The organism is Streptomyces sp. WAC05374 (assembly GCF_004353505.1).
Lineage (GTDB): Bacteria > Actinomycetota > Actinomycetes > Streptomycetales > Streptomycetaceae > Streptomyces.
Window position 1 is genome coordinate 15,609 of record NZ_SMNQ01000023.1, and the last position, 26,520, is coordinate 42,128.

20 protein-coding genes and 1 riboswitch are annotated in these 26,520 nt (G+C 73.8%); of the genes, 13 read left to right on the forward strand and 7 right to left on the reverse strand.

Annotated elements, in window-relative coordinates:
• Window positions 1-92: 92 nt before the first annotated feature.
• The 3 genes from E2B92_RS29125 (at window position 93) to E2B92_RS29135 (ending at window position 3,489) form a co-directional block, all read left to right on the forward strand.
• A complete protein-coding gene (locus tag E2B92_RS29125; RefSeq protein WP_126887545.1) occupies window positions 93-1,367 on the forward strand; it encodes an ATP-binding protein in 1,275 nt (424 codons plus the stop codon).
• Window positions 1,364-2,068, forward strand: a complete 705-nt coding sequence (locus E2B92_RS29130; protein WP_126887544.1) for a LuxR C-terminal-related transcriptional regulator — start codon at window positions 1,364-1,366, stop codon at window positions 2,066-2,068. Before E2B92_RS29125 ends, E2B92_RS29130 begins: the two co-directional genes overlap by 4 nt.
• Window positions 2,069-2,157: 89 nt before the next feature.
• Window positions 2,158-3,489 carry an alpha/beta hydrolase gene (locus tag E2B92_RS29135; RefSeq protein WP_133087752.1) on the forward strand — a complete coding sequence of 444 codons (1,332 nt, stop codon included), beginning with the start codon at window positions 2,158-2,160 and terminating at the stop codon, window positions 3,487-3,489.
• Window positions 3,490-3,607: 118 nt separating this feature from the next.
• Here the strand turns inward: E2B92_RS29135 and E2B92_RS29140 are convergent, their stop codons facing one another.
• Complete coding sequence (locus tag E2B92_RS29140; protein WP_126889638.1) at window positions 3,608-4,639, reverse strand: C40 family peptidase; 1,032 nt, start codon at window positions 4,637-4,639, stop codon at window positions 3,608-3,610.
• 255 nt (window positions 4,640-4,894) lie between these two features.
• Here E2B92_RS29140 and E2B92_RS29145 point away from each other — a divergent pair, with 255 nt between their 5' ends.
• Window positions 4,895-5,248, forward strand: a complete 354-nt coding sequence (locus tag E2B92_RS29145; RefSeq protein ID WP_126887476.1) for a hypothetical protein — start codon at window positions 4,895-4,897, stop codon at window positions 5,246-5,248.
• A 64-nt stretch (window positions 5,249-5,312) separates the two neighbouring features.
• Here E2B92_RS29145 and E2B92_RS29150 read toward each other — a convergent pair whose 3' ends face one another.
• Both E2B92_RS29150 and E2B92_RS29155 read right to left on the reverse strand, forming a co-directional pair.
• Window positions 5,313-6,599: a glycosyltransferase gene (locus E2B92_RS29150; RefSeq protein WP_126887475.1), complete on the reverse strand. Its 1,287-nt coding sequence runs from the start codon at window positions 6,597-6,599 to the stop codon at window positions 5,313-5,315.
• 27 nt (window positions 6,600-6,626) lie between these two features.
• Complete coding sequence (locus E2B92_RS29155; protein WP_399432112.1) at window positions 6,627-7,991, reverse strand: C40 family peptidase; 1,365 nt, start codon at window positions 7,989-7,991, stop codon at window positions 6,627-6,629.
• Window positions 7,992-7,998: 7 nt separating this feature from the next.
• Window positions 7,999-8,166, reverse strand: a riboswitch (cyclic di-AMP (ydaO/yuaA leader).
• Window positions 8,167-8,376: 210 nt separating this feature from the next.
• On the opposite strand from E2B92_RS29155, the gene pcrA reads away from it, so the two are divergent.
• Window positions 8,377-10,839 carry a DNA helicase PcrA gene (gene pcrA / locus E2B92_RS29160; RefSeq protein ID WP_126887473.1) on the forward strand — a complete coding sequence of 821 codons (2,463 nt, stop codon included), beginning with the start codon at window positions 8,377-8,379 and terminating at the stop codon, window positions 10,837-10,839.
• 54 nt (window positions 10,840-10,893) lie between these two features.
• Here pcrA and E2B92_RS29165 read toward each other — a convergent pair whose 3' ends face one another.
• Both E2B92_RS29165 and E2B92_RS29170 read right to left on the reverse strand, forming a co-directional pair.
• A complete protein-coding gene (locus E2B92_RS29165; protein ID WP_126887472.1) occupies window positions 10,894-12,399 on the reverse strand; it encodes a M23 family metallopeptidase in 1,506 nt (501 codons plus the stop codon).
• Between the two features lie 229 nt (window positions 12,400-12,628).
• Window positions 12,629-13,429, reverse strand: coding sequence for an esterase/lipase family protein (locus E2B92_RS29170; protein ID WP_126887478.1), 801 nt, complete (start codon window positions 13,427-13,429; stop codon window positions 12,629-12,631).
• A gap of 305 nt (window positions 13,430-13,734) precedes the next feature.
• Between E2B92_RS29170 and E2B92_RS29175 the strand changes: the two genes are divergently transcribed.
• The gene (locus tag E2B92_RS29175) at window positions 13,735-14,148 is read left to right on the forward strand and encodes a cobalamin B12-binding domain-containing protein (protein ID WP_126887471.1); all 414 of its coding nucleotides are present in this window, start codon (window positions 13,735-13,737) and stop codon (window positions 14,146-14,148) included.
• A 339-nt stretch (window positions 14,149-14,487) separates the two neighbouring features.
• Here E2B92_RS29175 and E2B92_RS29180 read toward each other — a convergent pair whose 3' ends face one another.
• Window positions 14,488-16,119: a DUF5691 domain-containing protein gene (locus tag E2B92_RS29180; RefSeq protein ID WP_126887470.1), complete on the reverse strand. Its 1,632-nt coding sequence runs from the start codon at window positions 16,117-16,119 to the stop codon at window positions 14,488-14,490.
• Between the two features lie 14 nt (window positions 16,120-16,133).
• Window positions 16,134-17,486 (reverse strand): SWIM zinc finger family protein, encoded by a 1,353-nt coding sequence (locus E2B92_RS29185; protein WP_185923669.1) that lies wholly within the window; start codon window positions 17,484-17,486, stop codon window positions 16,134-16,136.
• A gap of 140 nt (window positions 17,487-17,626) precedes the next feature.
• Here E2B92_RS29185 and E2B92_RS29190 point away from each other — a divergent pair, with 140 nt between their 5' ends.
• From E2B92_RS29190 to sucC, 7 genes are all read left to right on the forward strand, one after another.
• Window positions 17,627-18,049 (forward strand): MmpS family transport accessory protein, encoded by a 423-nt coding sequence (locus tag E2B92_RS29190; RefSeq protein ID WP_126887469.1) that lies wholly within the window; start codon window positions 17,627-17,629, stop codon window positions 18,047-18,049.
• A 125-nt stretch (window positions 18,050-18,174) separates the two neighbouring features.
• Window positions 18,175-19,296: an ATP-binding protein gene (locus tag E2B92_RS29195; protein ID WP_126887468.1), complete on the forward strand. Its 1,122-nt coding sequence runs from the start codon at window positions 18,175-18,177 to the stop codon at window positions 19,294-19,296.
• Window positions 19,293-21,686 carry a DUF5682 family protein gene (locus E2B92_RS29200; RefSeq protein ID WP_126887467.1) on the forward strand — a complete coding sequence of 798 codons (2,394 nt, stop codon included), beginning with the start codon at window positions 19,293-19,295 and terminating at the stop codon, window positions 21,684-21,686. Before E2B92_RS29195 ends, E2B92_RS29200 begins: the two co-directional genes overlap by 4 nt.
• Window positions 21,683-22,840, forward strand: coding sequence for a VWA domain-containing protein (locus E2B92_RS29205; protein WP_126887466.1), 1,158 nt, complete (start codon window positions 21,683-21,685; stop codon window positions 22,838-22,840). Before E2B92_RS29200 ends, E2B92_RS29205 begins: the two co-directional genes overlap by 4 nt.
• 105 nt (window positions 22,841-22,945) lie before the next feature.
• Entirely contained in the window at window positions 22,946-24,037 is a 1,092-nt protein-coding gene (locus tag E2B92_RS32770; protein WP_160159800.1) for a hypothetical protein, read from the forward strand.
• Between the two features lie 91 nt (window positions 24,038-24,128).
• Window positions 24,129-25,040 (forward strand): hypothetical protein, encoded by a 912-nt coding sequence (locus E2B92_RS29220; RefSeq protein ID WP_126889187.1) that lies wholly within the window; start codon window positions 24,129-24,131, stop codon window positions 25,038-25,040.
• Between the two features lie 284 nt (window positions 25,041-25,324).
• The gene (sucC, locus tag E2B92_RS29225) at window positions 25,325-26,503 is read left to right on the forward strand and encodes an ADP-forming succinate--CoA ligase subunit beta (RefSeq protein ID WP_126889188.1); all 1,179 of its coding nucleotides are present in this window, start codon (window positions 25,325-25,327) and stop codon (window positions 26,501-26,503) included.
• Window positions 26,504-26,520 lie beyond the last annotated feature (17 nt).

The window sequence follows — 26,520 nt, forward strand, 5'->3', positions numbered from 1 at the left end:
GCGCACCAGGCAGGCCCTGGGCGGGTCTTCTCAGGGTCGGGTGAGGGTCGGCCCCTGATGTCCGGCGCCGGTCGCCATGTGACCATCGGGGCATGCCAGTCGCCGCCCGCCCGCCCGAGACGACCGACGAACCACCCGTGCGCAGGCTCTACCGCAGCGCCGACGGGCGGATGCTCGGCGGTGTCGCCCGCGGCCTGGCCGGGCACCTGGGGCTGCCGGTCATCTGGGTGCGCCTCGTCTTCCTCGCCCTGTTCATGGCCGACGGCCTCGGCGTGCTGGTCTACGCCGTCTTCTGGATCGTCGTCCCGCTGGGCGTCGGGGGCAGGTCCGCCGAACACCGCTCGGTCTTCGAGACGACGCCCGACGGGCGGCGCAGGCTCCGCAAGCCCGACAAGGGCCAGGTCGTCGCGCTCGTCGCGCTCACGGTCGGCGCGATCGGCTTCGTCACCAGCGTCGATGTCGGCGGCGCCGCCAACCGGTACGTGTGGCCGATGCTGCTCGTCGGCGTCGGTGTCGTCCTGGTGTGGCGGCAGGCGGACAACGCGCGGCGGGCGAGCTGGACCGAGCCCGGCCGCCGCAAACGGCTCTTCCAGCTCGTGCGGGGCCTGGCCGGGGTCGCGCTCGTCGGCATGGGCCTGACGGTCTTCATGGTGGTGCGCGGCTCCGCCGCCCAGCTCGGCACCGCGCTCACCGCCGCGATGGCCGTCCTCGCCGGGATCGCCCTGCTCGCCGGACCGTGGCTGGTGCGGATGTCGCAGGACCTCTCCGAGGAGCGCACCATGCGCATCCGCGCCCAGGAGCGGGCCGAGGTCGCCGCCCACGTGCACGACTCCGTCCTGCACACCCTCACCCTGATACAGCGCAACGCCGACGACCCCGGCGAGGTCCGCCGGCTCGCCCGCGCGCAGGAGCGCGAGCTGCGCAACTGGCTGTACCGGCCGGAGGGCACCGGCAAGGACGAGGACCAGGAGCCGGACACGCTCGCCGAGGCGGTCAGGAGGACCGCCGCCGAGGTCGAGGACAAGCACGGGGTGCCCCTGGAGGTGGTGGTCGTCGGCGACTGCCCGCTCGACGAAGGGCTGGCGGCCCAGATGCAGGCCGCCCGCGAAGCCATGGTCAACGCCGCCAAGTACGGTGGCGGTGGCGGGGCGGTGCAGGTGTACGCGGAGGTCGAGGGCCGGACGGTCTTCGTGTCCGTACGGGACCGGGGGCCGGGCTTCGACCTCGATTCCGTCCCCGCCGACCGGATGGGCGTACGAGAATCGATCATCGGCCGGATGCGGCGCAACGGCGGCACCGCGCGGCTGCGGTCGGTGCCGGGCGACGGCACCGAAGTGGAGCTGGAGATGGAGAGGGCGGACGCATGACCGACGAGACGACGACTGCTGACGCGACCGCCGGCGCGGGACGTCGGGTACGGGTCGTGCTGGTCGACGACCACCGGATGTTCCGCACCGGCGTGCGGGCCGAGATCGGCCGGACCGACACGACGGGCGTCGAGGTGGTCGGCGAGGCCGCCGACGTGGACCAGGCGGTGGCCGTGATCACCGCGACCCGCCCCGAGGTGGTCCTCCTCGACGTCCACCTGCCCGGCGGCGGCGGTGTCGAGGTGCTGCGGCGCTGCGCGGCCCTGATGGCGGCCCCCGAGGACCCGGTCCGGTTCCTGGCGCTGTCCGTCTCGGACGCCGCCGAGGACGTCATCGGCGTCATCCGGGGCGGTGCCCGGGGGTACGTCACCAAGACGATCACGGGCACCGACCTCGTCGACTCGATCTTCCGGGTCCAGGAGGGCGACGCCGTGTTCTCGCCCCGGCTGGCGGGCTTCGTGCTGGACGCGTTCGCCTCCACCGACGCTCCGCCGGTCGACGAGGACCTGGACCGGCTCACCCAGCGTGAGCGGGAGGTGCTGCGGCTGATCGCCCGCGGTTACGCGTACAAGGAGATCGCCAAGCAGCTCTTCATCTCGGTGAAGACGGTCGAGTCGCACGTCTCGGCGGTGCTGCGCAAGCTCCAGCTCTCCAACCGGCACGAGCTGACCCGCTGGGCGACGGCCCGCCGTCTGGTCTGACCCCGCCCGGGGCGACGGGGGTATTTGTGAGGTAACCGGTACATAGGAGCGGCAACCAGCACGGCACAGGTCCCCTCCTACTCACCGTGATGAGCCTGACAGGTACCCCCTTCCTCGTGACCGCGATCGTGCTGGCCGTGATCGCCGTCCTGCTGCCCCTGGCGCTGTGGAGCCGTGTGCGCGGCCCCGCCGTCGTCCGGGGCGCTGTGCGGCTGGGCATGGTGGCCTTCGCTCAGCTCACGGCGATCGTCGTGGTGTTCGTGGCGGTGAACAACGTCAACGGGTTGTACGACAGTTGGGACGACCTGCTGGGCACCAGCGACCACGTCGACTCCGCCATTGACCTCGGCCCCGACGGGCTCGGCGGCAAGCGCATCTCCGACCTGCCGAAGGTCCGGCAGACCTTCACCCCCGTCGACGACCCCACCATGGGCCCCGGCGTGCGCAGAACCGTCCTCAAGGGCGGGCTGTCGGGGGTGAAGGCCGAGGTGTACGTCTGGCTGCCGCCGCAGTACGACGACCCCGCCTACCGGGACAAGAAGTTCCCCGTCGTGGAGCTGCTCTCCGGCTTCCCCGGCTCGCCGAAGTCGTGGTTCGTCGGCATGCGGGCCAACACGCAGCTCGAGCCACTGATGCGGAACGGCACCGTCGAACCGTTCATCCTCGTGGCGCCGCGCAGCCACCTGCTCGGCCACACCGACACCGGCTGCGCCAACGTGCCCGGGAAGATCAACGCCGACACCTGGCTCAGTGTCGACGTGCGCAAGATGGTCATGGACAACTTCCGCGCCTCCCAGGCCGCCGACGGCTGGGCGGTCACGGGGTTCTCGTCGGGCGCCCACTGCGCCGCGAAGCTGGCCATCGCCCACCCCGACCGCTACCGGTACGGCGTCAGCATGTCCGGCTACAACGACCCGGCCGCCGAGCCGTCCTCGCTCACCGGCAAGGACCCCGAGCTGCGGCACGCGCACAACCCGCTCACCATGCTCCGCAACGCCCCCGTCCCGCCCCGCGTGACGCTGCTGATGACCGGCGACGGCAACGACGGCTACCGGCAGGGCGTCGCGCTGCGGGAGGCGTCCAGGGCGCCGACGCGCGTCGACGTCCAGCAGGTGTACGGCGGCCACCGGGTCAGCACGTGGGTGCGCGAGGTGCCGTCGGTCTTCCAGTGGCTGACGCAGCAGTTCCGCGCCGAGGGCGCCGGCGCGGGGCAGGCGCCGGACCAGGGCTCGGCCGGGGCGGGCGAGGGGTCCGCAGGGGCGGACCAGGGCTCGGCCGGGGCGGGTACGGATTCCGCCGGGCCGGGTGCCGGGGCGGGTACGGATTCCGCCGGGCCGGGTGCCGGGGCGGGTACGGATTCCGCCGGGCCGGGTGCCGGGGCCGGGGCGGGCACGGGCGCCCTGTCCGCCCGGCGGCGGTAGTGGCACCGGGCGCCGGTAGGGGCATCCGGCGGCCGAGGGCCACCTGGCGCCGTAGGGACATCCGGCGCCGTAAGGCCCCATGCCATGCCCATCCCGCCCATCCCGCCCCTCACACCCCTCACGCCACGCGGGTCGCGCCCGCCCACGGCATCTCGTCGATCGGCGCGATCCGCACCGGGGCGCCCGGACGGGGGGCGTGGATCATCTTGCCGTCCCCGATGTAGAGGCCCACGTGGCTGATGCCGGAGTAGAAGAACACCAGGTCGCCGGGGGCGAGCGCCGAGCGGGGCACGCGCCGGCCGGCGTCGATCTGGGTGTACGTGGTGCGGGGCAGCGACACCCCGGCGGAGCGCCAGGCCGCCTGGGTGAGCCCCGAGCAGTCGAAGGCCGACGGGCCGGTCGCGCCCCACACGTACGGCTTGCCGAGCGCGCCGTACGCGTACGCGATGGCCTGCGCGGCGCGCGGACCGGCGGCCGGGACCGTGCCCCGCGGCGCCGTGCCGGAAGGGGCGGCGGAGGGGGTGGCGGAGCCGTCGTACGCGGCGCGCTGGGCGGCCGTCAGCCGGGCGAGGAGCTTCTCGGCGGCGGCGATCCTGGCGCGGACGGCCGCCCGGTGGCGGCCCAGCTCGGCCTGGCGGGCCGCGAGGTCACGCTGCCGTCCGGCGGCCTCGGCACGCAGCCGCGCCAGCTCGGCGAGCTGCCCCTGGACGGCGCCGACGGCCGCGGCCTGGCGGTCGCCGACCCGTTCCGCGAGGGCGGCGCCCCGCAGGTACGCACCGGGGTCGGTGGACAGCGCGAGCTGAACGGCCGGGTCGAGGCCACCCGTCCGGTACTGGGCGGTGGCCACGGAACCGAGCGCGTTGCGGGCGGCGTTGAGGCGGGCGGTCCGGCGGGCGGCCTCGTCGCGCAGGGCGTCCAGGGCGGCGCGCGCCCGGTCCGTCTCCTCCTTGGCGCCGTTGTACTTCTCGGTGGCCTCCTCGGCCTCCTGGTACAGGCGGTCGGCCCTCGCCTTCACCTGGGCGGGGGTGAGGTGGGGCTCGGCGTACCCGGACCCCTCGAAGACGGTGGCGGCGGCCGCCCCGGCGAGCGCGAGGGTGAGCGCCGTGCGGCCGCTCACGGGGTGCGGCGTGGGTTTCCGGTGCGCTGCCACGGGGCGTTCCCTTCCCTTCGGTGCGGCCCGGCGGGGGCCTGGGGCCCTGGGGGAGCCCGGGGGAGGACGCTAAGGCCGAGGGTCACGGCCGGGCGGCGGGATGACCGCAGTTGGCCGCAGGTGGGGGTTTGACGAGCGGACCGGACAGAAGCCGCTCGCTCGGAATCGCGCATTCCATATCAGCCGTGACCGATGCGACGAATGAGGCAACCCCGACCGGCGGCCGGTGGTATTGCCCCGGCTAGGCTCCGCCATATGGACGTACTCATCAATGCCTTCGTCGCGCTGCACATCATCGGTATCGCCGCCCTCCTGGGCGGGTTCATGACCCAGATGAAGGCGATGGGCGAGGGTACGGCGCGCTTCGGCCCGGCGATGCTGCACGGCGCCCTCACCATGCTGATCACCGGCGTGGTCCTGGTCGGCCTCAACCAGGCCGACGACCAGACCGTGAACAACGTGAAGATCGGCGTGAAGCTCGCGGTCCTGGTGGTCATCCTCGGCCTGGTCTACGTCAAGCGGGACGAGGAGCGGGTCGACAAGGCGGTGTTCGGCGCCGTCGGCGGTCTGACCATGGCGAACATCTTCATCGCCACGCTCTGGACCTGACCGGGCCCCGGGTTCGTGCGCGGCGGCGGCCCCCACCGCCACGCCCCGGACCCGACAGCACTCCTCAGGCGCGCCCGGCGGCCGCCGCCTCCTCGATCAGGCCGGCCGCCCGCCGCAGTCCGTCCCGGTTCCGGACGACCGCCCCCGTCGCCGCCAGCCGCTCGCGCAGCGACGTGTCGCCGAGCAGCAGCTCCAGGGCGCCGGTCAGCTCCTCGTCCGTGAACCGGTAGGTGTCCAGCCGGACACCGAACCCCAGCTCCCGCATCCGCTGCGCGTTGTCGTACTGGTCCCAGAACAGCGGCAGCACGATCATCGGCTTGCCGAAGTGCAGCGCCTCCGTCGTGGTGTTGTTGCCGCCGTGGGTGATCACCAGGTCCACCAGCGGCAGGACGGACGCCTGCGGCAGGAACTCCGCGCCCCACATGTTGGGCGGCAGCTCGATCTCCGCGTGCAGGGGGCCCTTGGAGACGATGTAGCGGTACGGCGTCCTCGCCAGCACCCCGATCACGCGGCGCATCAGCTCCACGTCGGCCGACCCCAGCGAGCCGAGCGAGAAGTACACCAGTGCCCCGTCACGGTCCGCGAGGGCCGGCGGCAGGGTGAAGGGGTCGTCCGTCTCCCGTACGCACGAGTCGAGGCGGTGCCAGTGCGGCGGCAGCACGCGCGCGTAGTCGGCCGCTTCGGGATACACGTACAGGTTCACGTCGCCCTCGTGGATGAACTCCAGCTCGGGCAGCGGCGGCGCCCCCTGCTCGGCCACCCAGTCGCTGAAGGAGGACCACAGCGCCCGGTGCGTCCGGTCGTACTCGGCCCGGAAGGCGGCCCAGTCCGAGTCGTCGCCGGCCGGGTATCCGGAGAAGGCGGGCGGGACGCCGGGGCTCCGGATCTCCAGCGGGTTGCAGGAGGTGATCCGTACGAAGGGCACCCCGGCGGTCAGCAGGGCGGGGAACGCCACCACGTTGTCCTCGACGATCACATCGGGGCGTACCCGCTCGATGACCGCCCTGAGCTGCGGCTCGCAGTAACGGGCCCCCGCTGTCAGCTCCTCCCACACCGGCCTGATCCAGGTGCCGAGCTGCTCGGAGGTCGGCTTGCGGAACTCCGGAGCGGTGTCCCGTACGAAGTCCTTCCAGAACCGGCCCGCGTCCTCCCCCCCGTCCGGAGGGGGAGCGAGACGTATCAGGTCCTCCTCGAAGCCGAGCGCGCTCAGCCTCCCCCGCCAGGACGCCTCGGCCGCGAAGACCACCCGGTGGCCGCGGCGCCGCAGCACGTCCGCGATGCCGACGCAGTTGTTCGTCGGCCCGTACGCGCTCTCCGGGACGAACAGGACGGTGAGCGGGCGGTCGGTCATGGTTCCCCCCTGTCGCGCCCGGTCGGGTCAGGCCGGGCGCACGCTGCTGTGGACGGGCATGGAGGAGACGGCCTCCTCGCGGACGTTCGCACCGGGCATGGGGGCGTGGATCATCTTCCCGTCGCCCTTGTAGATGCCGACGTGGCTGATGTCGTCGTGGAAGAACACCAGGTCGCCCGGGCGCAGGTCCTCCAGGGCCACCGGAGTGCCGGCCGCGGCCTGGTCCCGGATGGACCGCGGCAGGTCGACGCCCGCCGCCCGCCACGCGGCCTGGGTGAGCCCCGAGCAGTCGTACGAGCTGGGGCCGGTCGCGCCCCACACGTACGGCTTGCCCGTCTGCGCCTCGGCGAAGGCGAGGACCTTGGCCGCCTTGGCGGTGTGGCCGGCGTCCCCGTCCGGCCGGAGCTCCCACGGCCGCCCCTGAGCGTGGGATTCCTGGGAGTGCCACCCCACCTGGTGCTCCGGGTGCCACCCCGGGTGTTCCTCCTGGGGCGGGCAGGTCTCCTGCTCGCGCGCCGCCCGCGCCCGCTCCTCGGACGTGAGGCGGGCCAACAGGGCCTTCGCCTCGGCGAGCTTGCGCTGAACGGTCTGCTTGGAGGCGCGGAGGGACGCCTGGGAGGCGCCCGGCGGCTCGCTCGGTGACTCCGGTCCGGCCGCCGCCTCCACCGGCTGCTCCGCCGCCCCGGCTCGTACCGGCGGGTGGCCGGTGAGCGACTGCACGGGCGGGTGGCCGGTGAGCGTCTCGTGCCGCGGGTCGGTGACACGGTCCATCGGCTGCGTACGGTCCCACAGGTCGGGGACGCGCTCCATCGGCTGCGTCCGGTCCACCGGATCCGCCAGGCCGACCGTCCGCGCCCGGTCCACCGGCTTCGTCAGATCCACCGGCTCCGCCAGGTCCACCTGCTTCACCAGGTCCACCGGACTCACCGGCTTGACCGGGTCCATCGGCTCCGTCCGGTCCACGAACGCCCGCGTGGTGTCCGGCTCCGGGAAGAGCGGCGACGTGGCCGGGTCCGGCCCGCCGGAGCGGTAGGGGGCCGCCGCGTGGCCGCTGAAGGCGCGGCGGGGCTCGGCCGGCGCTTCCGTACGCCGCGCGGCCCCGTCGAGCACCCCGCCGGTCCCGCGCCGCTCCCGGTCGGTGACCTCGCCGGCCCTGCCGTACCGCTGTGTCGCCGTGCCCGCCTGCCGGTAGAGGTCGTCGACCTTTCTCTGGACCTCCTCGACCGTCGGCCCGCGGTCGGCGTCGCCCGGCCCGCCGGGGGTGGCGGCCGCGCTCTGCGACGACAGGAGCGTGACCGAGGCCAGGGCGGCGGCCGTCGTGACCCCGACGGCGGGGGAGTGGGCATGCAGGGTCTGCAAGGTGCGCGTGCGCGGCTTGCGATGCGACGCCAAGGCCGGCATCTCCTTCCGTGGACCGCCTACCGGGGCAGCTTTCAGGTTCGGGCGGAACGGAAGGTGCCCTACGGCCGTGCCCGAGGGGCTGCGGGCCGATTCACCTCGGTCGTACGTGGTGCGTCCCCGGTTCCGAACTGCCATGAGGGCAGCACGAATTCGGCATGGGCGGTCCGATTGGCGTGGTTCGCCGAAGAGAGAACGGACCGCTTGGGCGAGCACGCTAGCCAAACTGTGGCGGTGCTGTGAAGGATGATGTTCGATATGCCCGATACGTTTTCGTGACCTTGGCGTGATGTCGTCGACTCGGTACGGAGGGTCACGAATCGGACCTGTTCGCGGTTCGTCCACGGCTGTCAGTGGGGCCGCCTAGACTCGATAGGCGATGAGCAGCCTCTTTGACGACAGCTTCCTGGCGGACCTCCGGAACCACACCTCCGAGGAGCCCCCGCCGCCGCCCGAGGACTCCGAGGGCCCCGGGGACGGCCCGGCCGCGGAGGAGGTCCCGCACGACCTCTTCGGCGACCGCTTCGACGTGCCCCCGGCCAGGGACGCCCACTACCGCGACGGCGCCCCGCGCCCCGTCGTGGACCCCGCCGCGCTGCTGGAGGGGCTGAACGACCAGCAGCGCGCCGCCGTCGTGCACACCGGCTCGCCGCTGCTCATCGTCGCCGGCGCCGGATCGGGCAAGACGCGGGTGCTGACCCACCGCATCGCCCACCTGCTGGCCACCCGGCACGTCCACCCCGGGCAGATACTGGCGATCACCTTCACCAACAAGGCCGCCGGTGAGATGAAGGAGCGCGTCGAGCAGCTCGTCGGCCCGCGCGCCAACGCCATGTGGGTCATGACCTTCCACAGCGCGTGCGTGCGCATCCTGCGCCGCGAGTCGAAGAGGCTCGGCTTCACCTCCTCCTTCTCGATCTACGACGCCGCCGACTCCAAGCGGCTGATGTCGCTGGTCTGCCGCGACCTGGACCTCGATCCCAAGAAGTTCCCGCCGAAGTCCTTCAGCGCCAAGATCTCGAACCTGAAGAACGAGCTGATCGACGAGGAGACCTTCGCCGACCAGGCCGCCGACGGCTTCGAGAAGACCCTCGCCGAGGCGTACCGGATGTACCAGGCGCGGCTGCGCGAGGCCAACGCCCTGGACTTCGACGACATCATCATGACGACGGTCCACCTGCTCCAGGCGTTCCCCGACGTCGCCGAGCACTACCGCCGCCGCTTCCGGCACGTCCTGGTCGACGAGTACCAGGACACCAACCACGCCCAGTACACGCTCGTGCGCGAACTGGTGGGCACCGGGTACGAGGACCTGGACCCGGCCGAGCTGTGCGTCGTCGGTGACGCCGACCAGTCGATCTACGCCTTCCGCGGCGCCACCATCCGCAACATCCTCCAGTTCGAGGAGGACTACCCGGACGCGACCACGATCCTGCTGGAGCAGAACTACCGCTCCACCCAGACCATCCTCTCCGCCGCCAACGCGGTCATCGAGCGCAACGAGAGCCGCCGCCCCAAGAACCTGTGGACCAATGCGGGCGAGGGCGCCCGCATCACCGGGTACGTCGCGGACACCGAGCACGACGAGGCGCAGTTCGTCGCCGACGAGATCGACCGGCTGACGGACGCGGGCGAGGCCAAGGCCGGCGACGTGGCCGTCTTCTACCGGACGAACGCCCAGTCGCGTGTCTTCGAGGAGATCTTCATCCGGGTCGGCCTGCCGTACAAGGTCGTCGGCGGCGTCCGCTTCTACGAGCGCAAGGAGGTCCGCGACGTCCTCGCGTACCTGCGCGTGCTCGCCAACCCCGAGGACAACGTCCCGCTGCGCCGCATCCTCAACGTCCCCAAGCGCGGCATCGGCGAGCGCGCCGAGGCGATGATCGACGCACTGGCGCTGCGCGAGAGGATCACCTTCCCGCAGGCGCTGCGCCGGGTCGACGAGGCGTACGGCATGGCGGCCCGCTCGGCGAACGCGGTGAAGCGGTTCAACACGCTGATGGACGAGCTGCGGACCATCGTCGAGTCGGGCGCCGGACCGGCGGTGGTGCTGGAGGCCGTCCTGGAGCGGACGGGGTACCTGGCCGAGCTGCAGGCCTCCACCGACCCCCAGGACGAGACCCGGATCGAGAACCTCCAGGAGCTCGCCGCCGTGGCCCTGGAGTTCGAGCAGGAGCGCGGCGAGGAGCCCGGCACCCTGGCCGAGTTCCTGGAGCAGGTCGCCCTCGTCGCCGACTCCGACCAGATCCCGGACGAGGACGAGGAGGGTTCCGGCGTCATCACGCTGATGACCCTGCACACCGCCAAGGGCCTGGAGTTCCCGGTGGTGTTCCTCACCGGCATGGAGGACGGCGTCTTCCCGCACATGCGCGCCCTGGGCCAGACCAAGGAGCTGGAGGAGGAGCGGCGCCTGGCGTACGTGGGCATCACGCGCGCCCGTGAGCGGCTCTACCTGACGCGGTCGACGATGCGCAGCGCGTGGGGCCAGCCCTCGTACAACCCGCCGTCGCGGTTTCTGGAGGAGATCCCGGGACAGCACCTGGAGTGGAAGCGCACCGGCGCGATGGCCAAGCCCGCCGGTCCGACGTCCGGGATCGCCTCGTCGCTGTCCTCGTCGCTCGCGGCCCGCTCCCGGTCCGGCCCGTCGGGCTTCGCCACGCGGCGTACGACCGACAAGCCCGTGATCGCGCTGGCGGTCGGGGACCGGGTCACGCACGACCAGTTCGGGCTCGGGACCGTGATGGCGGTGACGGGCGCGGGCGCCGACGCGCAGGCGACGATCGACTTCGGCGACGAGAAGCCGAAGCGGCTGCTGCTGCGGTACGCGCCGGTCGAGAAGCTGTAGTCGCCGGGAGGCCTTCGAGGCCGGGCCCACGAGGCCGGGTCTTACAAGGCCGGGCTACGAGGTCGGGTCGAGGCCGTGGCTGCGCAGCCACGGCAGCGGGTCGATCGCGGCGCCGCCGCCGGGCCGTACCTCGAAGTGCAGGTGCGGTCCGGTGGAGTTGCCCGAGTTGCCGGAGTAGGCGATGACCTCGCCGGCCTTGACCTCACCGGAGCGGATCTTGGTGCTGCTGAGGTGGCAGTACCAGGTCTCGGTGCCGTCCTTGGCGGTCACGATCGCCATGTTGCCGTAGGCGCTGTTCCACTGGGTGCGGACGGTGCCGTCGGTCGCGGCCATCACCGGGGTGCCGTACTGGACCGGGAAGTCGATACCGGTGTGCAGGGACATCCAGTTGACGCCCGCCTGCCCGTAGCGGGCGCTGAGCTGGTGCAGTTCCACGGGGAGGGCGAACTTGGGGCGCATCGCCTCCTTGCGGGCCGCCTCCTCCTCGCGCTTCTTGCGCTCGGCCTCCTGGCGCGCCTTCAGGTCGATGCGCTCCTGGGTGCGGCTGGCGCGGTCGCCGAAGTCGCGGGCGTCGGCGCTGAGGGCGGCGAGCTGGGTGTCGAGTTCGCTGTTGGCGACGACCGGCTTGACCGAGGCGGGGTCGGCGGCGGTGACCGCCTTCTCGTCCGCCTTGTTCTCGCCGGGGGTGTTGCCCGTGAGGCCGCTGACGGACGCGGCGGCGATACCGGCGACGCCCATCACACACGCGGACGGCACCGCGACGGTGAGGAGAGCGGAACGCTTCGCGGGGGTACGGCGACGGCCGCGGCTGCCTCCGCCGCCTCCGCCGCCGGAGCGGCGGGTGGCGCGGGGGGTGACCGGGGCGACCGGGCTGATCGCGGTCTCGGTGAGGCTGTCGTGCACGCCGTCCGCCATGGACTCGTGCTCGGGCGCCGGCTCCTGCTCGGCCGGGGCCGCGGGGTCCGCGTGCTGGTCGGTGTACTGCTCCCCGTACTGCTCCGCGAGGGGTTCCTCGTGCGGCTCCGGGTGCTGGTCCGTGTGCGCCCCGGGCGTGGCCGACTGGTCCGCCGCCGCGTAGTCGTACTGCTCGGGGACGGTGAACGTCTCGGTGGGGGCGGCGGCGTAGTTCCAGGCGGTGGCGTCGTAGGCGCCGGAATCGAAGGTGGCCGTGGCCGCGGCGGCCACGTTCCACTGGCCGGTGGCGTCGTACGCGCTCGCCTCGCTCCAGGCGCCGGCGTCCCACTGCCCGGTGTGCTCCGCGTACTCGACGTACCCGGTGGTGTCCGTGGTGGCCCACTGCTGGGTGGCGGTCGCGGCGGCCCACTGGGAGGAGTCGTACTGGCCGCTGTCGGCGGTGTAGCCGGCCTGGTAGGCGCTGCTGCTTTCGTAGGTGCTGTCGTACGTGCCGGGGAGGGCACCGAAGAGGGGGTCGGCGGCGAAGCCTCCGGTTGTGGCACTGCCCGTTTCGAAGCTGCCGGTCTCGAAGGTGCCGCTCTGGAAGCTGCCCGTGGAATACGCGTCGTCTCCGACGTACCCGGCGTGGGGGTGCTGGTCGTTCACCAACTTCTCTCTCGCCTCGGCAGCAGAACCAGGTCTGGGAACGGCCCCGGCGAAGGGGGGACCCAGAGGGGAAAGCAGTGGGCGCGACTGTACCCGGCGGTACGCGCGAGCGACAATCTTCCGTGGGTTTTGACCCCGGGGGAAAGGGGCATTCGGCCGCCTTTCGGCGGAGTGTGGGCAGAGCTTTGGCCCTACGTTCGAGAACTGTTCGAAGTTTGGTCGTGTCCGATCAGGCCACGGACGCGGAATCGGAACGTCCGGTGGCCGTTCCGCCGGACTCCAGCACCTCGCGGACGGCGGCCGCCACCGCCGGGTGCACCGGCAGGGCGAGATGGCCGATACCGGTGACCCGGACGTTCTGCGCGAGCAGATCCGGGTGATCGATCCGCGCCGTCTCGACGGGCACCATCCACCGGTCCAGATCGCTCCAGAAGCCGACGAAGCGCGTACGGCAGTGCGGGGCCGGCTCGCTCAACTCCCGGACGACCGGGGAGCCGGGGCGCATTTGGCGCACCAGGGGGTGCGCGTCGGCGAGGGGCGCGACGGACGTGCCGGAGTGCGGCGTACCGAGCGTGACCAGGGTGCGCACGCGCCGGTCGCCGCCGAGCCGCTGGACGTAGTAGCGGGCAATCAGTCCGCCGAGGCTGTGCCCGACGATGTCGACCTCCGCGTGGCCCGTGCGGTCGCAGATCTCCTCGACGTGGCGGCCGAGCAACTCGGCGGCGGCCCGGATGTCGCAGGTGAGCAGGGAGTGGTTGAGCGACTCCACATGACGTCCGCCCTGCCGGGCGAGGGACCGGCGCAGCAGGACGAAGACGGAGCGGTTGTCCACGAAACCGTGCAGGAGCACCGTCGGCGGGTGGGCGCCGACCGCGGCGCCACCCACGCCGGGCGACCGCCGCTCCGGGGCGATGCCGGTGGGGTAGAGGACCAGATGGCCGGCGAGGATCGCCAGCTCCAAGGCCGTGGCCCTGATCAGTGCGGTGGACAGCCGTAACGAGAAGAGGGGTGGCGTCTTCCAGGGCAGCATGACCTTCACGGCCGACCTCCGAACTGGGGGTGCCGTCTCGGAGGATGGTGACGATGAGGCCGTACCGCCCCGCCGCGCGGCTGGCGGCACGGTAGTACGACGACCTCGTTGCGGCTCCCGTAGCGATCGTCCCGGCTCTCCTGTGGCCGATGGCCCGCCCGGGCGGGGACGACGCGTGGCGAACATGTCCCACGTGTGATTTCCCCCTCGCTATCCACCGCGAAACGGCCGGTTGCGGGATGCTGTCGATAACGTTCGTTCACCTCCCCGGCATATAGGTACGGGGGACGCATGTGGAGGCAGTGATGGGTGTGACCGGTCCGATCCGCGTGGTGGTGGCCAAGCCGGGTCTCGACGGCCACGATCGCGGCGCGAAGGTGATCGCGCGGGCGCTGCGTGACGCCGGTATGGAGGTCATTTACACCGGCCTGCACCAGACGCCGGAGCAGATCGTCGACACGGCGATCCAGGAGGACGCGGACGCGATCGGTCTGTCGATCCTGTCGGGCGCCCACAACACGTTGTTCGCGAAGGTGCTCGAGCTGCTGAAGGAGCGCGACGCGGAGGACATCAAGGTGTTCGGCGGCGGGATCATCCCGGACGCGGACATCGCGCCGCTGAAGGAGAAGGGCGTGGCGGAGATCTTCACGCCCGGCGCGACGACGGCGTCGATCGTGGACTGGGTCAACGCCAACGTCCGCGTCTCGGCCCAGGCGTAACCCGGCGGGGCGTGGCCCTGTGGGGCGTCGCTCCGGTGGGCGTCCCCGGGTGGGGCGTGGCTCCGGCGGGGCGTCGCTCCGGTGGGCGTCCCCGGGTGGGGCGTGACTGCCTGACCCTGGCGGGGCGTGCCCGGCCGGGCGCGTGGCCCTGGCGGGACGCTTCCTGACCCCGGGGCCGCCGGGGGCCGGACCGGCATGCCCGGGACCTGCCGTGGGCGCGGCCCCGGGGCCGCCCATGGTGCCGCCCCGGGGTTCCTCGGGCTGTGCGCGGTGAGCCCCCCGGCACGCCGCACACCCCGGCACCGGTACGGCGCGAGCGCCCTTTCCGGGCCCCGCCCGCTACCCGCCCGACGGGGCGGGGGCCGGGGGCGTGGCCACCGGGGACAGTTCCGCGCGCATCGCCGCGCGGAGCCGCAGCGTGGCGACCAGCCGCTGGAACGCCTCCGACCAGTAGCTCCCGGCGCCCGGGGACGCGCCCTCCGGTTCGTCGGGGAGCGCCGTGAGGACCTCCAGGCGGTCGGCCTGGTCCGGGTCCAGGCAGCGCTCCGCCAGCCCCATCACTCCGCTGAAGCTCCACGGGTAGCTGCCCGCGTCCCGGGCGATGTCCAGTGCGTCGACCACCGCGCGGCCGAGCGGCTCCGCCCAGGGCACCGCGCAGACGCCCAGGAGCTGGAACGCCTCGGACAGGCCGTGCGCCGCGATGAAGTCGGCCACCCAGACGGCCCGTTCGTCGCCGGGCAGGATCGACAGGAGCTTCGACCGCTCGGCGAGCGAGGAGGTGCCGGGCCCCGTGGCCGGTGGTGTCGTGGCCGGGCCGAGCAGCGCGCGGGCCCAGCCCGGGTCCCGCTGCCGGACCGCCGCCCGGCACCACGCGGCGTGCAGCTCGTCGCGCCAGTCGTCGGCGACCGGCAGGGCGACGATGTCGTCGGGCGTGCGGCCGCCGAGCCGCGACGTCCACAGGGACAGCGGGGCCGACTCGACCAACTGGCCCAGCCACCAGGAGCGTTCGCCCCGGCCGGCCGGCGGGTCCGGCAGGACGCCGTCGCGCTGCATGCCCGCGTCGCACTCGTGCGGCGCCTCGACAATGATCGTCGCGCTCCCGCCGGTACGGTCCAGGCCCACGCAGGACGAGGCCCGCTCGGCCATGCGGAGGGCGAGCGCGGATGAGGGCAGTGCGGAGAGCAGCTCGGCGGCGGTGGATCGGACGTTGCGGCTGCGGTCCGCCAGGGCCTCCTCCAGGAACGGCTCGTCGGCGGTGGAGAGGCCGCCCCGCAGCGAGTCGAGGAACATCAGCCGGTCCTCGGCCCGTTCGGTGGACCAGGTGGAGGCGAGCAGGGCGGTCGCGGCGGCCGGGTCGTGGGCCCGTACGGCGCCGAGCAGGGCGACCCGCTCGGCGAACAGGCCCTCCCCCCACAGCCGCCGTACGGCGTCCTCGTCGGCCGGGTCCGGCAGGGTGGTCCCGCCGGGCGCACCGCGCAGCGCGAACCGCCACTCGGGGTTGAGCCGCGCCAGCCACAGCCCGCGCGGCCCGGCGAGCGTCAGGGCCGCCGGCCGCAGGTCGGTGCGCGCCCGTGCCGTGTCGAGCAGGGCGGGCAGGGCGGCCGCCGGCGCCCGGTAGCCGTGCTCGTTCGCGGCCGCCAGCCACTGCGGGAGCAGCTCGGTGAGGTCGGGCGCCGCGCCCCGGCGGCCGCCGCCCGACGACGCGCCGGAGCGGTCGGCGAGAAGCTGGGTGAGCCGGCGCCGGGCCGGGCCGGGGAGCGGTGGCCGGTCGTCGTGCGGCGCCGGCTCGGGCAGGGCGGCGGCGGGCCCCGGGAGCAGCCCCGCCCGGCGCCGTACGGTGTGCAGCGCGGCGGCGTCCAGCAGCGCGACCGGCGCGTCCTTGCCGGGTGCCATGACGTCGGCGGCGGGCGGGCGGCGATCGGTGCCCAGCAGCGCCGAGGTGACGAGGTCTTCCCAGGTCGTGGTGGTCATCGTGTCTCCGTACGTCAGGTCAGCGGGACGGTCTCGGGCGCGTCCGCGGACCAGGCGGTCAGCGGGGTGAAGCCGCGGTGCCCGCACTCGCCGAACACCGTGACCGGCCGGCCACCGGACAGTGCGGCCAGCCGCCACAGACCCGGCCGGGCGAGTGCGGAGGGGGCGACCGGCAGCGCGGCGGCGCCGTCCGCGTCGGCGAGCTGCCAGGCGCCCTCCTGGGACGGCACGGGTATGACGCCGGTCAGCGTGACCGGCCAGGCGTCCAGCCACGGGTCGTCGCGCAGGGCCGTTCCGTAGGCGGCCGCCGCGTCGGTGACGGACCCGCCGGGCGGCGGCCCCGGGTCGGGCACCGGCAGCGAGAACTGCTCGCCCAGCTCCGCCCGTAGCTGTGCCGCGCCCGCGTACGGGACGGTCTCGGCGTCGATCGCCACGCCGACGGGCAGGGCGAGCGCGGGTGCGCGCCCGGCCGCGCCGAAGGAGAGCAGCAGGGCGGTGCGTCCGCTGTTCCGCCCGTACAGCCAGACGCGGCGCGTGGTCAGCCTGCCGTCCGAGGTGTCGTACTGGGCCAGCACCGACCAGTGGTCGCGCACCGGCGGGCCGTCGGCGGGTGCCGTCAGGCCGACCCTGGTGCGGACCGTCGCGGCCAGGGGCTGCGGCAGCCGCTCGACGTCCAGCCACGCCCGGTCCAGCAGGTGCGTCATCGCGCACTCCTCCAGCAGCCGCACCGGCCAGCCGGGGCCGGAGCCCGGTATCGCGCCCAGTTCCCTGACCCGGCCGGCCAGGCCGGGGGCCTGCGCGTCGACCATCCGGGCCGCGGTCTCCTCCCACAGCCCGTACCCCGACCGGTCGGCGGCGGCGAGCCCGCCGCGCAGCAGGTCGGCCAGCCGCTGCTCCAACTCCTCGGCGCCCGAGGTGATCCGGGCGGCGCGCTGCTCGGCCCGCCGCCGGGCGGCCTCCGGATCGGCGCTCTTCGCGGGCGATCCGCCCCCCGTCTCCGCCGCCTGCTTCCCGGCCGCGCGTGCGCGCCGCCCCGCCAGCCACTGCTCGGCCCAGTCCGGCACCTCGGAGCCGGACAGGGCATCGCCGTCGGCCGCCCAGAGCAGCAGCAGTCCCAGCGCGTGCTTGCACGGGAACTTCCGGCTGGGACAACTGCACGTGTACGCGGGGCCCGTGGTGTCGACGACCGTCTGGTACGGCCGGCTTCCGCTGCCCTTGCACAGGCCCCAGACGACCCCCGAGCCGTCGCTGCCGCCGCCCGACCACGGCCCGGCCGTGCCGAGTTTGCTTCCCGCTCTGCGTGAGGCGTCGTCAGGTGCCAGAGCCAGCACCTGTTCCGCCGTCCAGCGCACCCCCTGCTGATTCATGGCACCGACCGTAGGCGGCGCCACTGACAATCGGCGGTGACCAGTGCGTTCGCCCGGAGGGCCCGCACACGGAACCCGGTTGACTTTGCCTTCCCTTTACTGTTGTCTGCCGGTGACACGTCAACTCACCGGGGGGACACATGAACCGCCTCAGCCGCTCCATCGCTTCCGCGCTCGCCGTCGGCGGGCTCGTCCTCGGGCTCGGCGCCTGCTCGGAGATCGCGGACGAGGCCGCCAAGCAGGTGGAGAAGGAAGTCAACGAGCAGTACGAAGTGACGTACGAGATCACCGGCAAGGGCATCGACTCGATCGACTACCACGTCGACGGCGGGGACGCGACGAAGCCGAAGGTCGAGTCCGTGCAGAAGCCCACGCTGCCGTGGAAGAAGACGGTCAAGCTGCGTGGCCTGCTGCCGCCCGGCGTGATCCCCGTCGCCGTCGACCCGGCCGGCGTCGAGATGACCTGCAAGATCACCTACCAGGGCAAGGTCATCTCCGAGCAGTCCGCGAAGGGCATGGCCGCCGCCACCGGCTGCATCGCCGTGTCGCCCGTCGCCGGCTGACACCACGACAACTCCCCTCGCCAATCGGTCGTTTCCGCCTCTGAGCTGCGGAAACGGCCGATTGTCAGTGGCATGGTGCACGGTGGATCACACACCCGGTCGACCACGATGCGCAGGGGGAATCCATCACCGTGTCCACCACCACCCGAGCCACCGAGGCATCCCGCGACGAGGCCCTGCGCCCGCACGCCGAAGACGCGTTCGCGCACGAGCTGACGGCACTCGCGGCGGCCGACGACCGGCCGCGCCCCGCCCGCTGGCGCCTGTCGCCGTGGGCCGTCGCCACCTACCTGCTCGGCGGCACACTGCCCGACGGCACCGTGATCACACCGAAGTACGTGGGACCGCGCCGGATCGTCGAAGTCGCCGTCACCACCCTCGCCACCGACCGCGCCCTGCTGCTGCTCGGCGTGCCCGGCACCGCCAAGACCTGGGTGTCCGAGCACCTCGCCGCCGCCGTCAGCGGGGACTCGACCCTCCTCGTGCAGGGCACGGCCGGCACGCCCGAGGAAGCCATCCGCTACGGGTGGAACTACGCACAGCTCCTCGCCCACGGACCCAGCCGCGACGCCCTGGTGCCCAGCCCGGTCATGCGCGCCATGTCCGACGGCATGACCGCCCGCGTCGAGGAGCTCACCCGCATCCCGGCCGACGTGCAGGACACCCTGATCACCATCCTGTCCGAGAAGACCCTGCCCATCCCCGAGCTCGGCCAGGAGGTCCAGGCGGTCCGGGGGTTCAACCTCATCGCCACGGCCAACGACCGGGACCGGGGCGTCAACGACCTGTCCAGCGCGCTGCGCCGCCGCTTCAACACCGTCGTGCTCCCGCTGCCCGCCACACCGGACGCCGAGGTCGAGATCGTCTCCCGCCGCGTCGACCAGATCGGCCGCTCGCTCGACCTGCCGGCCACACCCGAGGGCATCGACGAGATCCGCCGGGTCGTCACCGTCTTCCGCGAGCTGCGCGACGGCGTGACCACCGACGGCCGCACCAAGCTCAAGTCCCCGTCCGGGACGCTGTCCACGGCCGAGGCCATCTCCGTCGTCACCAACGGCCTCGCCCTCGCCGCCCACTTCGGCGACGGCGTGCTGCGCCCCGGCGACGTGGCCGCCGGCATCCTCGGCGCGGTCGTCCGCGACCCGGCGGCCGACCGGGTCGTCTGGCAGGAGTACCTGGAGACGGTCGTGCGCGAACGGGACGGGTGGAAGGACTTCTACCGCGCCTGCCGGGAGGTGTCGGCATGACGGCGACGACCGCGCCCCTGCTGCTCGGCGTCCGCCACCACGGCCCCGGCTCGGCCCGCGCCGTGCGGGCCGCCCTGGACGCGGCCAGGCCCGCCGCCGTGCTGATCGAGGGCCCGCCCGAGGGGGACGCCCTCCTGCCGCTCGCCGCCGACGAGCGGATGAGCCCGCCGGTCGCGCTGCTCGCCCACGCCGTGGACGACCCCGGCCGGGCGTCGTTCTGGCCCATGGCCGAGTTCTCCCCCGAGTGGGTCGCCATCCGCTGGGCGCTGGACCACGGCGCCGCCGTCCGCTTCATCGACCTGCCCGCCACCCACACGCTCGCCATGGCGAAGGACCCCACCTGGGAGGACGGCGACGGGGAGAACGGGGACGGCGGGGACGCCGACGACCAGCGGTACGGGCTGCGGATCGACCCCCTCGCCGTCCTCGCCGGGACCGCCGGGTACGACGACCCGGAGCGCTGGTGGGAGGACGTGGTCGAGCACCGCGGCACAGGAGCCGCCCCCAACGGGCCGCCGGACGGCGCCTCCGGCACCCGCGCGACGCACACCGGCGCCGGCCACGACCCGATCGCCGTCTTCGCCGGCCTCGCCGACGCCATGACCGCGCTGCGGGAGACCTACGGGCACGGCGGCCACGACCGCGACCTCGTCCGCGAGGCGTACATGCGCCTCCAGCTCCGGGCCGCCCGCAAGGCGCACGGCGACGGCGTGGCCGTCGTCTGCGGCGCCTGGCACGTCCCCGCGCTCGCCGCCCGCACGACCGTCACCGCCGACCGCGCCCTCCTCAAGGGCCTGCCCAAGGTCAAGACGGAGATCACCTGGGTGCCCTGGACGCACCGCCGGCTCGCCCGGCACAGCGGCTACGGCGCCGGCATCGACTCGCCCGGCTGGTACGGGCACCTGTTCAGCGCCCCCGACCGGCCGGTCGAGCGCTGGATGACCAAGGTCGCCGGACTGCTCCGCGACGAGGACCGGATCGTCTCCTCCGCCCACGTCATCGAGGCCGTACGGCTCGCCGGGACGCTCGCCGCCATGCGCGGGCGCCCCCTCGCCGGCCTCACCGAGACCATCGACGCCGTACGGGCGGTGATGTGCGACGGCTCCGACGTGCCGCTCGGCCTCATCCGGGACCGGCTGATCGTCGGCGACGCCCTCGGCGAGGTGCCCGAGCGTGCCCCCGCGGTGCCCCTGCAACGGGACCTCACCAGGCTCCAGCGCACCCTGCGGCTCAAGCCCGAGGCCCTGGAGCGGGAGCTCGACCTGGACTTGCGCAAGGAGACCGACGCCGCGCGCAGCCGCCTGCTGCACCGGCTGCGCCTCCTCGGTGTCGCCTGGGGCGAACCGGTCGCCGGCCGCGCCGGCACCGGCACGTTCCGGGAGAGCTGGCGGCTGCGCTGGGAGCCGGAGCTGCACGTACGGGTCGCCGAGGCCGGCGTGTGGGGCACCACCGTGCTCGCGGCCGCGACCGCCAGGGCCGAGTCGGACGCCGCCTCGGCGACCGCCCTCGCCGACGTCACCGCCCTCGCCGAACGGTGCCTGCTGGCCGGGCTGTCCGACGCGCTGCCGGTGGTGATGAAGGCCCTCGCCGACCGGGCCGCCCTCGACGCGGACGTGGGCCACCTCGCGCAGGCGCTGCCCGCGCTCGCCCGCTCCCTCCGCTACGGCGACGTACGGTCCACGGACACGGCCGCGCTCGCGGAGGTCGCCACCGGGCTCGCCGAGCGGGTCTGCGTCGGCCTGCCGCCCGCGTGCACCGGCCTGGACGCGGACGGGGCCGCCGAGATGCGCGGCCACCTCGACGGCGTCCACACCGCGATCCGGCTCCTGCCGGACACCGGGGACATCACCGGCCGCTGGGCCGGGGTCCTGGACAGGCTCGCCGCGCGGGACAGCGTGCCCGGCGTCATACGCGGGCGGGCCGCTCGACTGCTGCTGGACGACGGGAGGCTCCCGGAGGACGGCGCCGCGCGGCTGATGGGGCTCGCGCTCTCGCCCGGTACGCCACCGGCCGACGCGGCGGCCTGGATCGAGGGGTTCGTCGGCGGGGGCGACGCCAACCCCGGCGGCGGCATGCTGCTCGTCCACGACGAGCGGCTCCTCGGGCTCGTCGACGCCTGGCTCACCACGGTCACGGCGGAGGCGTTCACCGACGTACTGCCCCTGCTGCGGCGCACGTTCTCCGCGTACGAGCCGGGCGTCCGGCGCACGCTGGGCGAACTGGTGCGGCGCGGCCCGGCCTCCGGGCGCACGGCCCGCCCGGAGGCCACGACACCCGGCTTCGCGCCGGAGCTGGACGAGACGCGGGCGGACGCGGTGCTGCCGCTGGTGCGGCTGCTGCTGGGCGCGGCCGGCGCGGACGACGACGAACTGCTGGGGGCGGGGACATGAGCGAGGACGAACGGCTGCGGCGCTGGCGCCTGGTGCTGGGCGGAGGAGAGGCCGACGGCACGGGCCACGTGCCGGCCGGTACCGATGCCGCGATGGACGGCACGCTGGCCGCGCTGTACGGGGAGAAGGGCGCCCACGGGCGAGGCGGGCGGGAGCGGTCGGCGGGACTGGGCGGCTCGGCTCCGTCCGTCGCCCGCTGGCTCGGCGACATCCGCACCTACTTTCCCAGCTCGGTCGTGCAGGTGATGCAGCGTGACGCGATCGACCGGCTCGGGCTGTCGACGCTGCTGCTGGAGCCCGAGATGCTCGAGGCCGTCGAGGCGGACGTCCACCTCGTCGGCACCCTGCTCTCGCTCAACAAGGCGATGCCCGAGACGACGAGGGAAACGGCACGGGCCGTCGTGCGCAAGGTCGTGGACGACCTGGAGAAGCGGCTCGCCACCCGCACCCGCGCCACGCTCACCGGCGCGCTCGACCGCAGTGCCCGCGTCAGCCGCCCGCGCCACCGGGACATCGACTGGGACCGCACCATCCGGGCGAACCTGAAGAACTACCTCCCGGAGTACCGCACGATCGTGCCCGAGCGGCTCATCGGGTACGGGAGGGCCGCGCAGTCCGTGAAGAAGGACGTGGTGCTCTGCATCGACCAGTCCGGTTCGATGGCGGCGTCCGTGGTGTACGCCTCGGTGTTCGGAGCCGTCCTGGCCTCCATGCGCTCCATCGCCACCCGGCTCGTCGTCTTCGACACGGCCGTCGTCGACCTCACCGACCAGCTCGACGACCCCGTCGACGTCCTGTTCGGCACGCAGCTCGGCGGGGGCACGGACATCAACCGGGCGCTGGCGTACTGCCAGTCGCAGATCACCCGCCCCGCCGACACCGTCGTCGTCCTGATCAGCGACCTCTACGAGGGCGGCATCCGCGACGAGATGCTCAAGCGGGTGGCCGCCATGAAGGCGTCGGGCGTGCAGTTCGTCGCGCTGCTCGCGCTCTCCGACGAGGGCGCACCGGCGTACGACCGCGAACACGCGGCGGCCCTCGCGGCGTTGGGCGCACCGGCGTTCGCGTGCACCCCCGACCTCTTCCCGGAGGTGATGGCGGCGGCGATCGAGAAGCGGCCCCTGCCCATACCGGACATGGCGACTCATCAGTAACACGGGGCTTGCGTCACCCGGGGATGTTCGTGCAAGCATCAGCGCGACGTACGCGGAAGGCGATGTTCCGCGACGTGCTCCGCGAAGGGGGAGGAACCGGTCGCCGTGACCGCCGCAGCAGCCGTCGCCCCTGTCACCGCTCCGCGCCCCGCGCGTGGAGCGGCGGCGCGGCGCGCCCTGGCGGTCGTGCTGTTCCTCGGGGGCCTGCTGGCCCTCGGCATCCTCCTCGGCGGCCCGGCGCACGCGGCGGACCGGCCCCCGGCCCGGCCGGACGCGACGGGGCCGGCGACCGGTGCCGAGCCGGGCGCCCTGCCCGGTGCGGCCGTGTCCGATGCCCTGCCGGGCGCCGGCACCCGAACCCCGGGCACCCCGCCCACCCCGGGCACCCCGCCCACCCCGGGCACCCCGCCCACCCCGGGCACCCCGCCCACCCCGGGCACCCCGGGCGCCCCGGCACTCGGCACCACCGTCCCCGGCGCCACCGCCCAGGACGCCACCGTCCCCGGCGCCACCGCCCAGGACGCCACCGTCCCCGGCCTCACCGCCCAGGACGTCACCCTCCCCGGCACCACCGCCCCCGCCCCCGCCCTCCCCGGCCTCACCGCCCCGGCCCTGACCCCCCACGACGTCACCGTCGCCGGGGTCACCGTCCTGGGCGCCGTGCAGGATGCCGGGGCCGGCCTGCCGGGGCGGCCGGAGTGGCCGGGGGTGCCGGCCGACGGCGCCGTAGCGGTGACGCCTCCGGCGCCCGACGTGCCCGGCGCTCACCAGGCGGCGCAGGGTCCCCCGGCCGGGCACGCCGTGCCGGTGACCGCCCCGCCCGGCACGCCCAAGCCCGAGGTCACCACCGCCCGCACCCCGGCCACCACCGCCGCGCCCGCCCTGTGCGCGGGGCAGGGGTGGGCGTACGGGCACGCCGTCATCGACGCCCGTTCCGCACAGGACGGGCACCACGGGCGGGACCGGCGGGCGGACGCGGTGATCGCCGCCCCGCTGCCCTTCGCGCCCGGCCCGTGCCCCGGCGGCGCCGCCCGGCAGTCCGCGGCCGGTGACGGCGGCACGCCCCGCGCGGGCGAGCAGCACGCCGTGACGTCCGCCGTGGACGCGCACCCCGGCCCGGTGCGGGGCGCCGCACTGCCGGCCACCGCCGCGTCCGTCCAGGACCGGCCCCACAACATCCTCGAATTCCCCGGCTAGGGCAGCCCTTCCCCCGCTCATGACCTGCCGCGCGGGGGCGGGACAGGTCTGCCCGCCGTTTCGACACGAATTCGAAGGAACCGACGCACCCATGCACAAGAACATCCGCCGCTCCATAGCCGTCGCCGCCACCGCCACGGGTATGTGGGCGATCGGCACCACCGCCGCCGGCGCGACCGAGGTGTCGGTCTCGGTGCCGCTCTCCACGCCCGACCAGGCGGCCGTCGCCACCGACACCGCCGTCGACACCGCCGTCGACGCGGCCGCCGGCACGACCGCCGGGGTGATCGCGGACGGCACCACCGCCGCCACCACCCAGGCCCAGGGCGCCCAGCACGCCACCCAGCAGGTCACCGAGGACGTCCACACCGACGTCCGGTACGCGTCCGCGCAGGTCCAGGGCGTGGGCGGCGAGGTGTACGGCGAGGCGCAGGGCGAGATCGACTACCTCTTCGGCCCGCTCGACGCCTTCGCCCACGAGGTGCAGAGCGACCCGGTCGCCACGGCCACCCCGCTCGCGGACGCCGCCTTCCAGGACACGCTGCCCCCCGTCGCGTACCGCGCCGTCCAGTCCGCCGTGCCGGTCGCGGGCCAGGCCGCCGGTGACGCGGGCGTCCTCGTGGAGGACGTGGTCTCGGACGCGTACCCCTTCGCCGAGGGTGTCGTCTCCGGCGTCCAGCCGCTGGCCGGCGGCGTGGCGGGCCAGGTGGACCCGTTCGCCGACGGCGTCACCGGCTCCGTGCGGCCGCTGGTCGAGGCCGTCGCCGACCAGGTCCAGCCGGTCGCCCAGGGGGTCGGCGGCAGCGCGACGGGCCTGGCGTACGGCGTGACGGGCGAGGCGGCGCCGTTCGCGCACGACGTGACCGCCGGTGTGCAGCCCCTCGCGACCGGCCTGGCGCAGGGCGTGACCTCCGACGTCCAGCCGCTCGGCGGCAACGCCGTCTCGGGCGTGCAGGGCACGGTCGGCACCGTCACCCCGGACTACCTCCCGTACGGCCTGTGACCGGGAATCGGGCCCGCGCCTGATCCGGTACGAAATCCGTAGCAACGGGCGGTCTCACAGCCGGTGGGGCCGCCCGTTTGAGGTCCGTGCTTGTGACAGGTATCACCGCTCCGGTGTGATCTGCGATTTAGGTGCCCCGGTCTCACGGGGATAACCTGCGAGACGGACATGCCGCGTCCACGGACACCGTGTACGCCTCCCTTGTGACAGCGCAGTCACGTTGCCCTCCGCGGCACGCCCACGCAGACAACGAACCGCGATCACCAGAAAAGGGACGGACGCGCGTGGACCTGTTCGAGTACCAGGCGAGGGACCTCTTCGCCAAGCACGGTGTACCGGTGCTGGCCGGTGAAGTCATCGACACGCCTGAGGCGGCGCGCGAGGCGACCGAGCGACTGGGCGGCCGTTCGGTCGTCAAGGCGCAGGTGAAGGTCGGCGGCCGCGGCAAGGCCGGTGGCGTCAAGCTGGCCGCCACGCCGGACGAGGCCGTCGCCCGCGCGACGGACATCCTCGGTATGGACATCAAGGGCCACACGGTCCACAAGGTGATGATCGCCGAGACGGCGCCCGAGATCGCCGAGGAGTACTACGTCTCGTACCTCCTCGACCGCACCAACCGCACCTTCCTCGCCATGGCGTCCGTCGAGGGCGGCATGGACATCGAGGAAGTCGCGGCCACCAAGCCCGAGGCCCTGGCGAAGATCCCGGTCGACGCCAACGAGGGCGTCACCGAGGCCAAGGCCCGCGAGATCGTCGAGGCCGCGAAGTTCCCGGCCGAGGTCAAGGACCAGGTCGCCGAGATCCTCGTGACCCTGTGGAAGACCTTCGTCGCCGAGGACGCCCTCCTCGTCGAGGTCAACCCGCTGGCCAAGGTCGCCGACGGCCGGGTCATCGCGCTCGACGGCAAGGTGTCCCTGGACGCCAACGCCGACTTCCGCCAGCCCGAGCACGAGGCGCTCGAGGACAAGGCCGCAGCCAACCCGCTCGAGGCTGCCGCCAAGGCCAAGAACCTCAACTACGTCAAGCTCGACGGCGAGGTCGGCATCATCGGCAACGGCGCGGGTCTGGTCATGTCGACCCTCGACGTCGTCGCCTACGCCGGTGAGGCGCACGGCGGCGTCAAGCCCGCCAACTTCCTCGACATCGGTGGCGGCGCCTCCGCCCAGGTCATGGCGAACGGCCTGGAGATCATCCTCGGCGACCCGGACGTCAAGTCCGTCTTCGTCAACGTCTTCGGTGGCATCACCGCCTGTGACGAGGTCGCCAACGGCATCGTCCAGGCCCTGAAGCTGCTCGCCGACAAGGGCGAGGAAGTCACCAAGCCGCTGGTCGTGCGCCTCGACGGCAACAACGCGGAGCTGGGTCGCAAGATCCTGTCGGACGCCAACCACCCGCTCGTGCAGCGCGTGGACACCATGGACGGCGCGGCCGACAAGGCCGCCGAGCTCGCGGCTGCGAAGTAAGGGACGAGGTCAGAAAC

Excerpts from the sequence above, each read along its gene's own strand:
- E2B92_RS29125 (WP_126887545.1), top strand. The coding sequence starts at position 93 with ATGCCAGTCGCCGCCCGCCCGCCCGAGACGACCGACGAACCACCCGTG.
- E2B92_RS29130 (WP_126887544.1), top strand. The coding sequence starts at position 1,364 with ATGACCGACGAGACGACGACTGCTGACGCGACCGCCGGCGCGGGACGT.
- E2B92_RS29135 (WP_133087752.1), top strand. The coding sequence starts at position 2,158 with ATGAGCCTGACAGGTACCCCCTTCCTCGTGACCGCGATCGTGCTGGCC.
- E2B92_RS29145 (WP_126887476.1), top strand. The coding sequence starts at position 4,895 with ATGGACGTACTCATCAATGCCTTCGTCGCGCTGCACATCATCGGTATC.
- E2B92_RS29150 (WP_126887475.1), bottom strand. The coding sequence starts at position 6,599 with ATGACCGACCGCCCGCTCACCGTCCTGTTCGTCCCGGAGAGCGCGTAC.
- pcrA (WP_126887473.1), top strand. The coding sequence starts at position 8,377 with ATGAGCAGCCTCTTTGACGACAGCTTCCTGGCGGACCTCCGGAACCAC.
- E2B92_RS29170 (WP_126887478.1), bottom strand. The coding sequence starts at position 13,429 with ATGCTGCCCTGGAAGACGCCACCCCTCTTCTCGTTACGGCTGTCCACC.
- E2B92_RS29175 (WP_126887471.1), top strand. The coding sequence starts at position 13,735 with ATGGGTGTGACCGGTCCGATCCGCGTGGTGGTGGCCAAGCCGGGTCTC.
- E2B92_RS29180 (WP_126887470.1), bottom strand. The coding sequence starts at position 16,119 with ATGACCACCACGACCTGGGAAGACCTCGTCACCTCGGCGCTGCTGGGC.
- E2B92_RS29185 (WP_185923669.1), bottom strand. The coding sequence starts at position 17,486 with ATGAATCAGCAGGGGGTGCGCTGGACGGCGGAACAGGTGCTGGCTCTG.
- E2B92_RS29190 (WP_126887469.1), top strand. The coding sequence starts at position 17,627 with ATGAACCGCCTCAGCCGCTCCATCGCTTCCGCGCTCGCCGTCGGCGGG.
- E2B92_RS29200 (WP_126887467.1), top strand. The coding sequence starts at position 19,293 with ATGACGGCGACGACCGCGCCCCTGCTGCTCGGCGTCCGCCACCACGGC.
- E2B92_RS29205 (WP_126887466.1), top strand. The coding sequence starts at position 21,683 with ATGAGCGAGGACGAACGGCTGCGGCGCTGGCGCCTGGTGCTGGGCGGA.
- E2B92_RS29220 (WP_126889187.1), top strand. The coding sequence starts at position 24,129 with ATGCACAAGAACATCCGCCGCTCCATAGCCGTCGCCGCCACCGCCACG.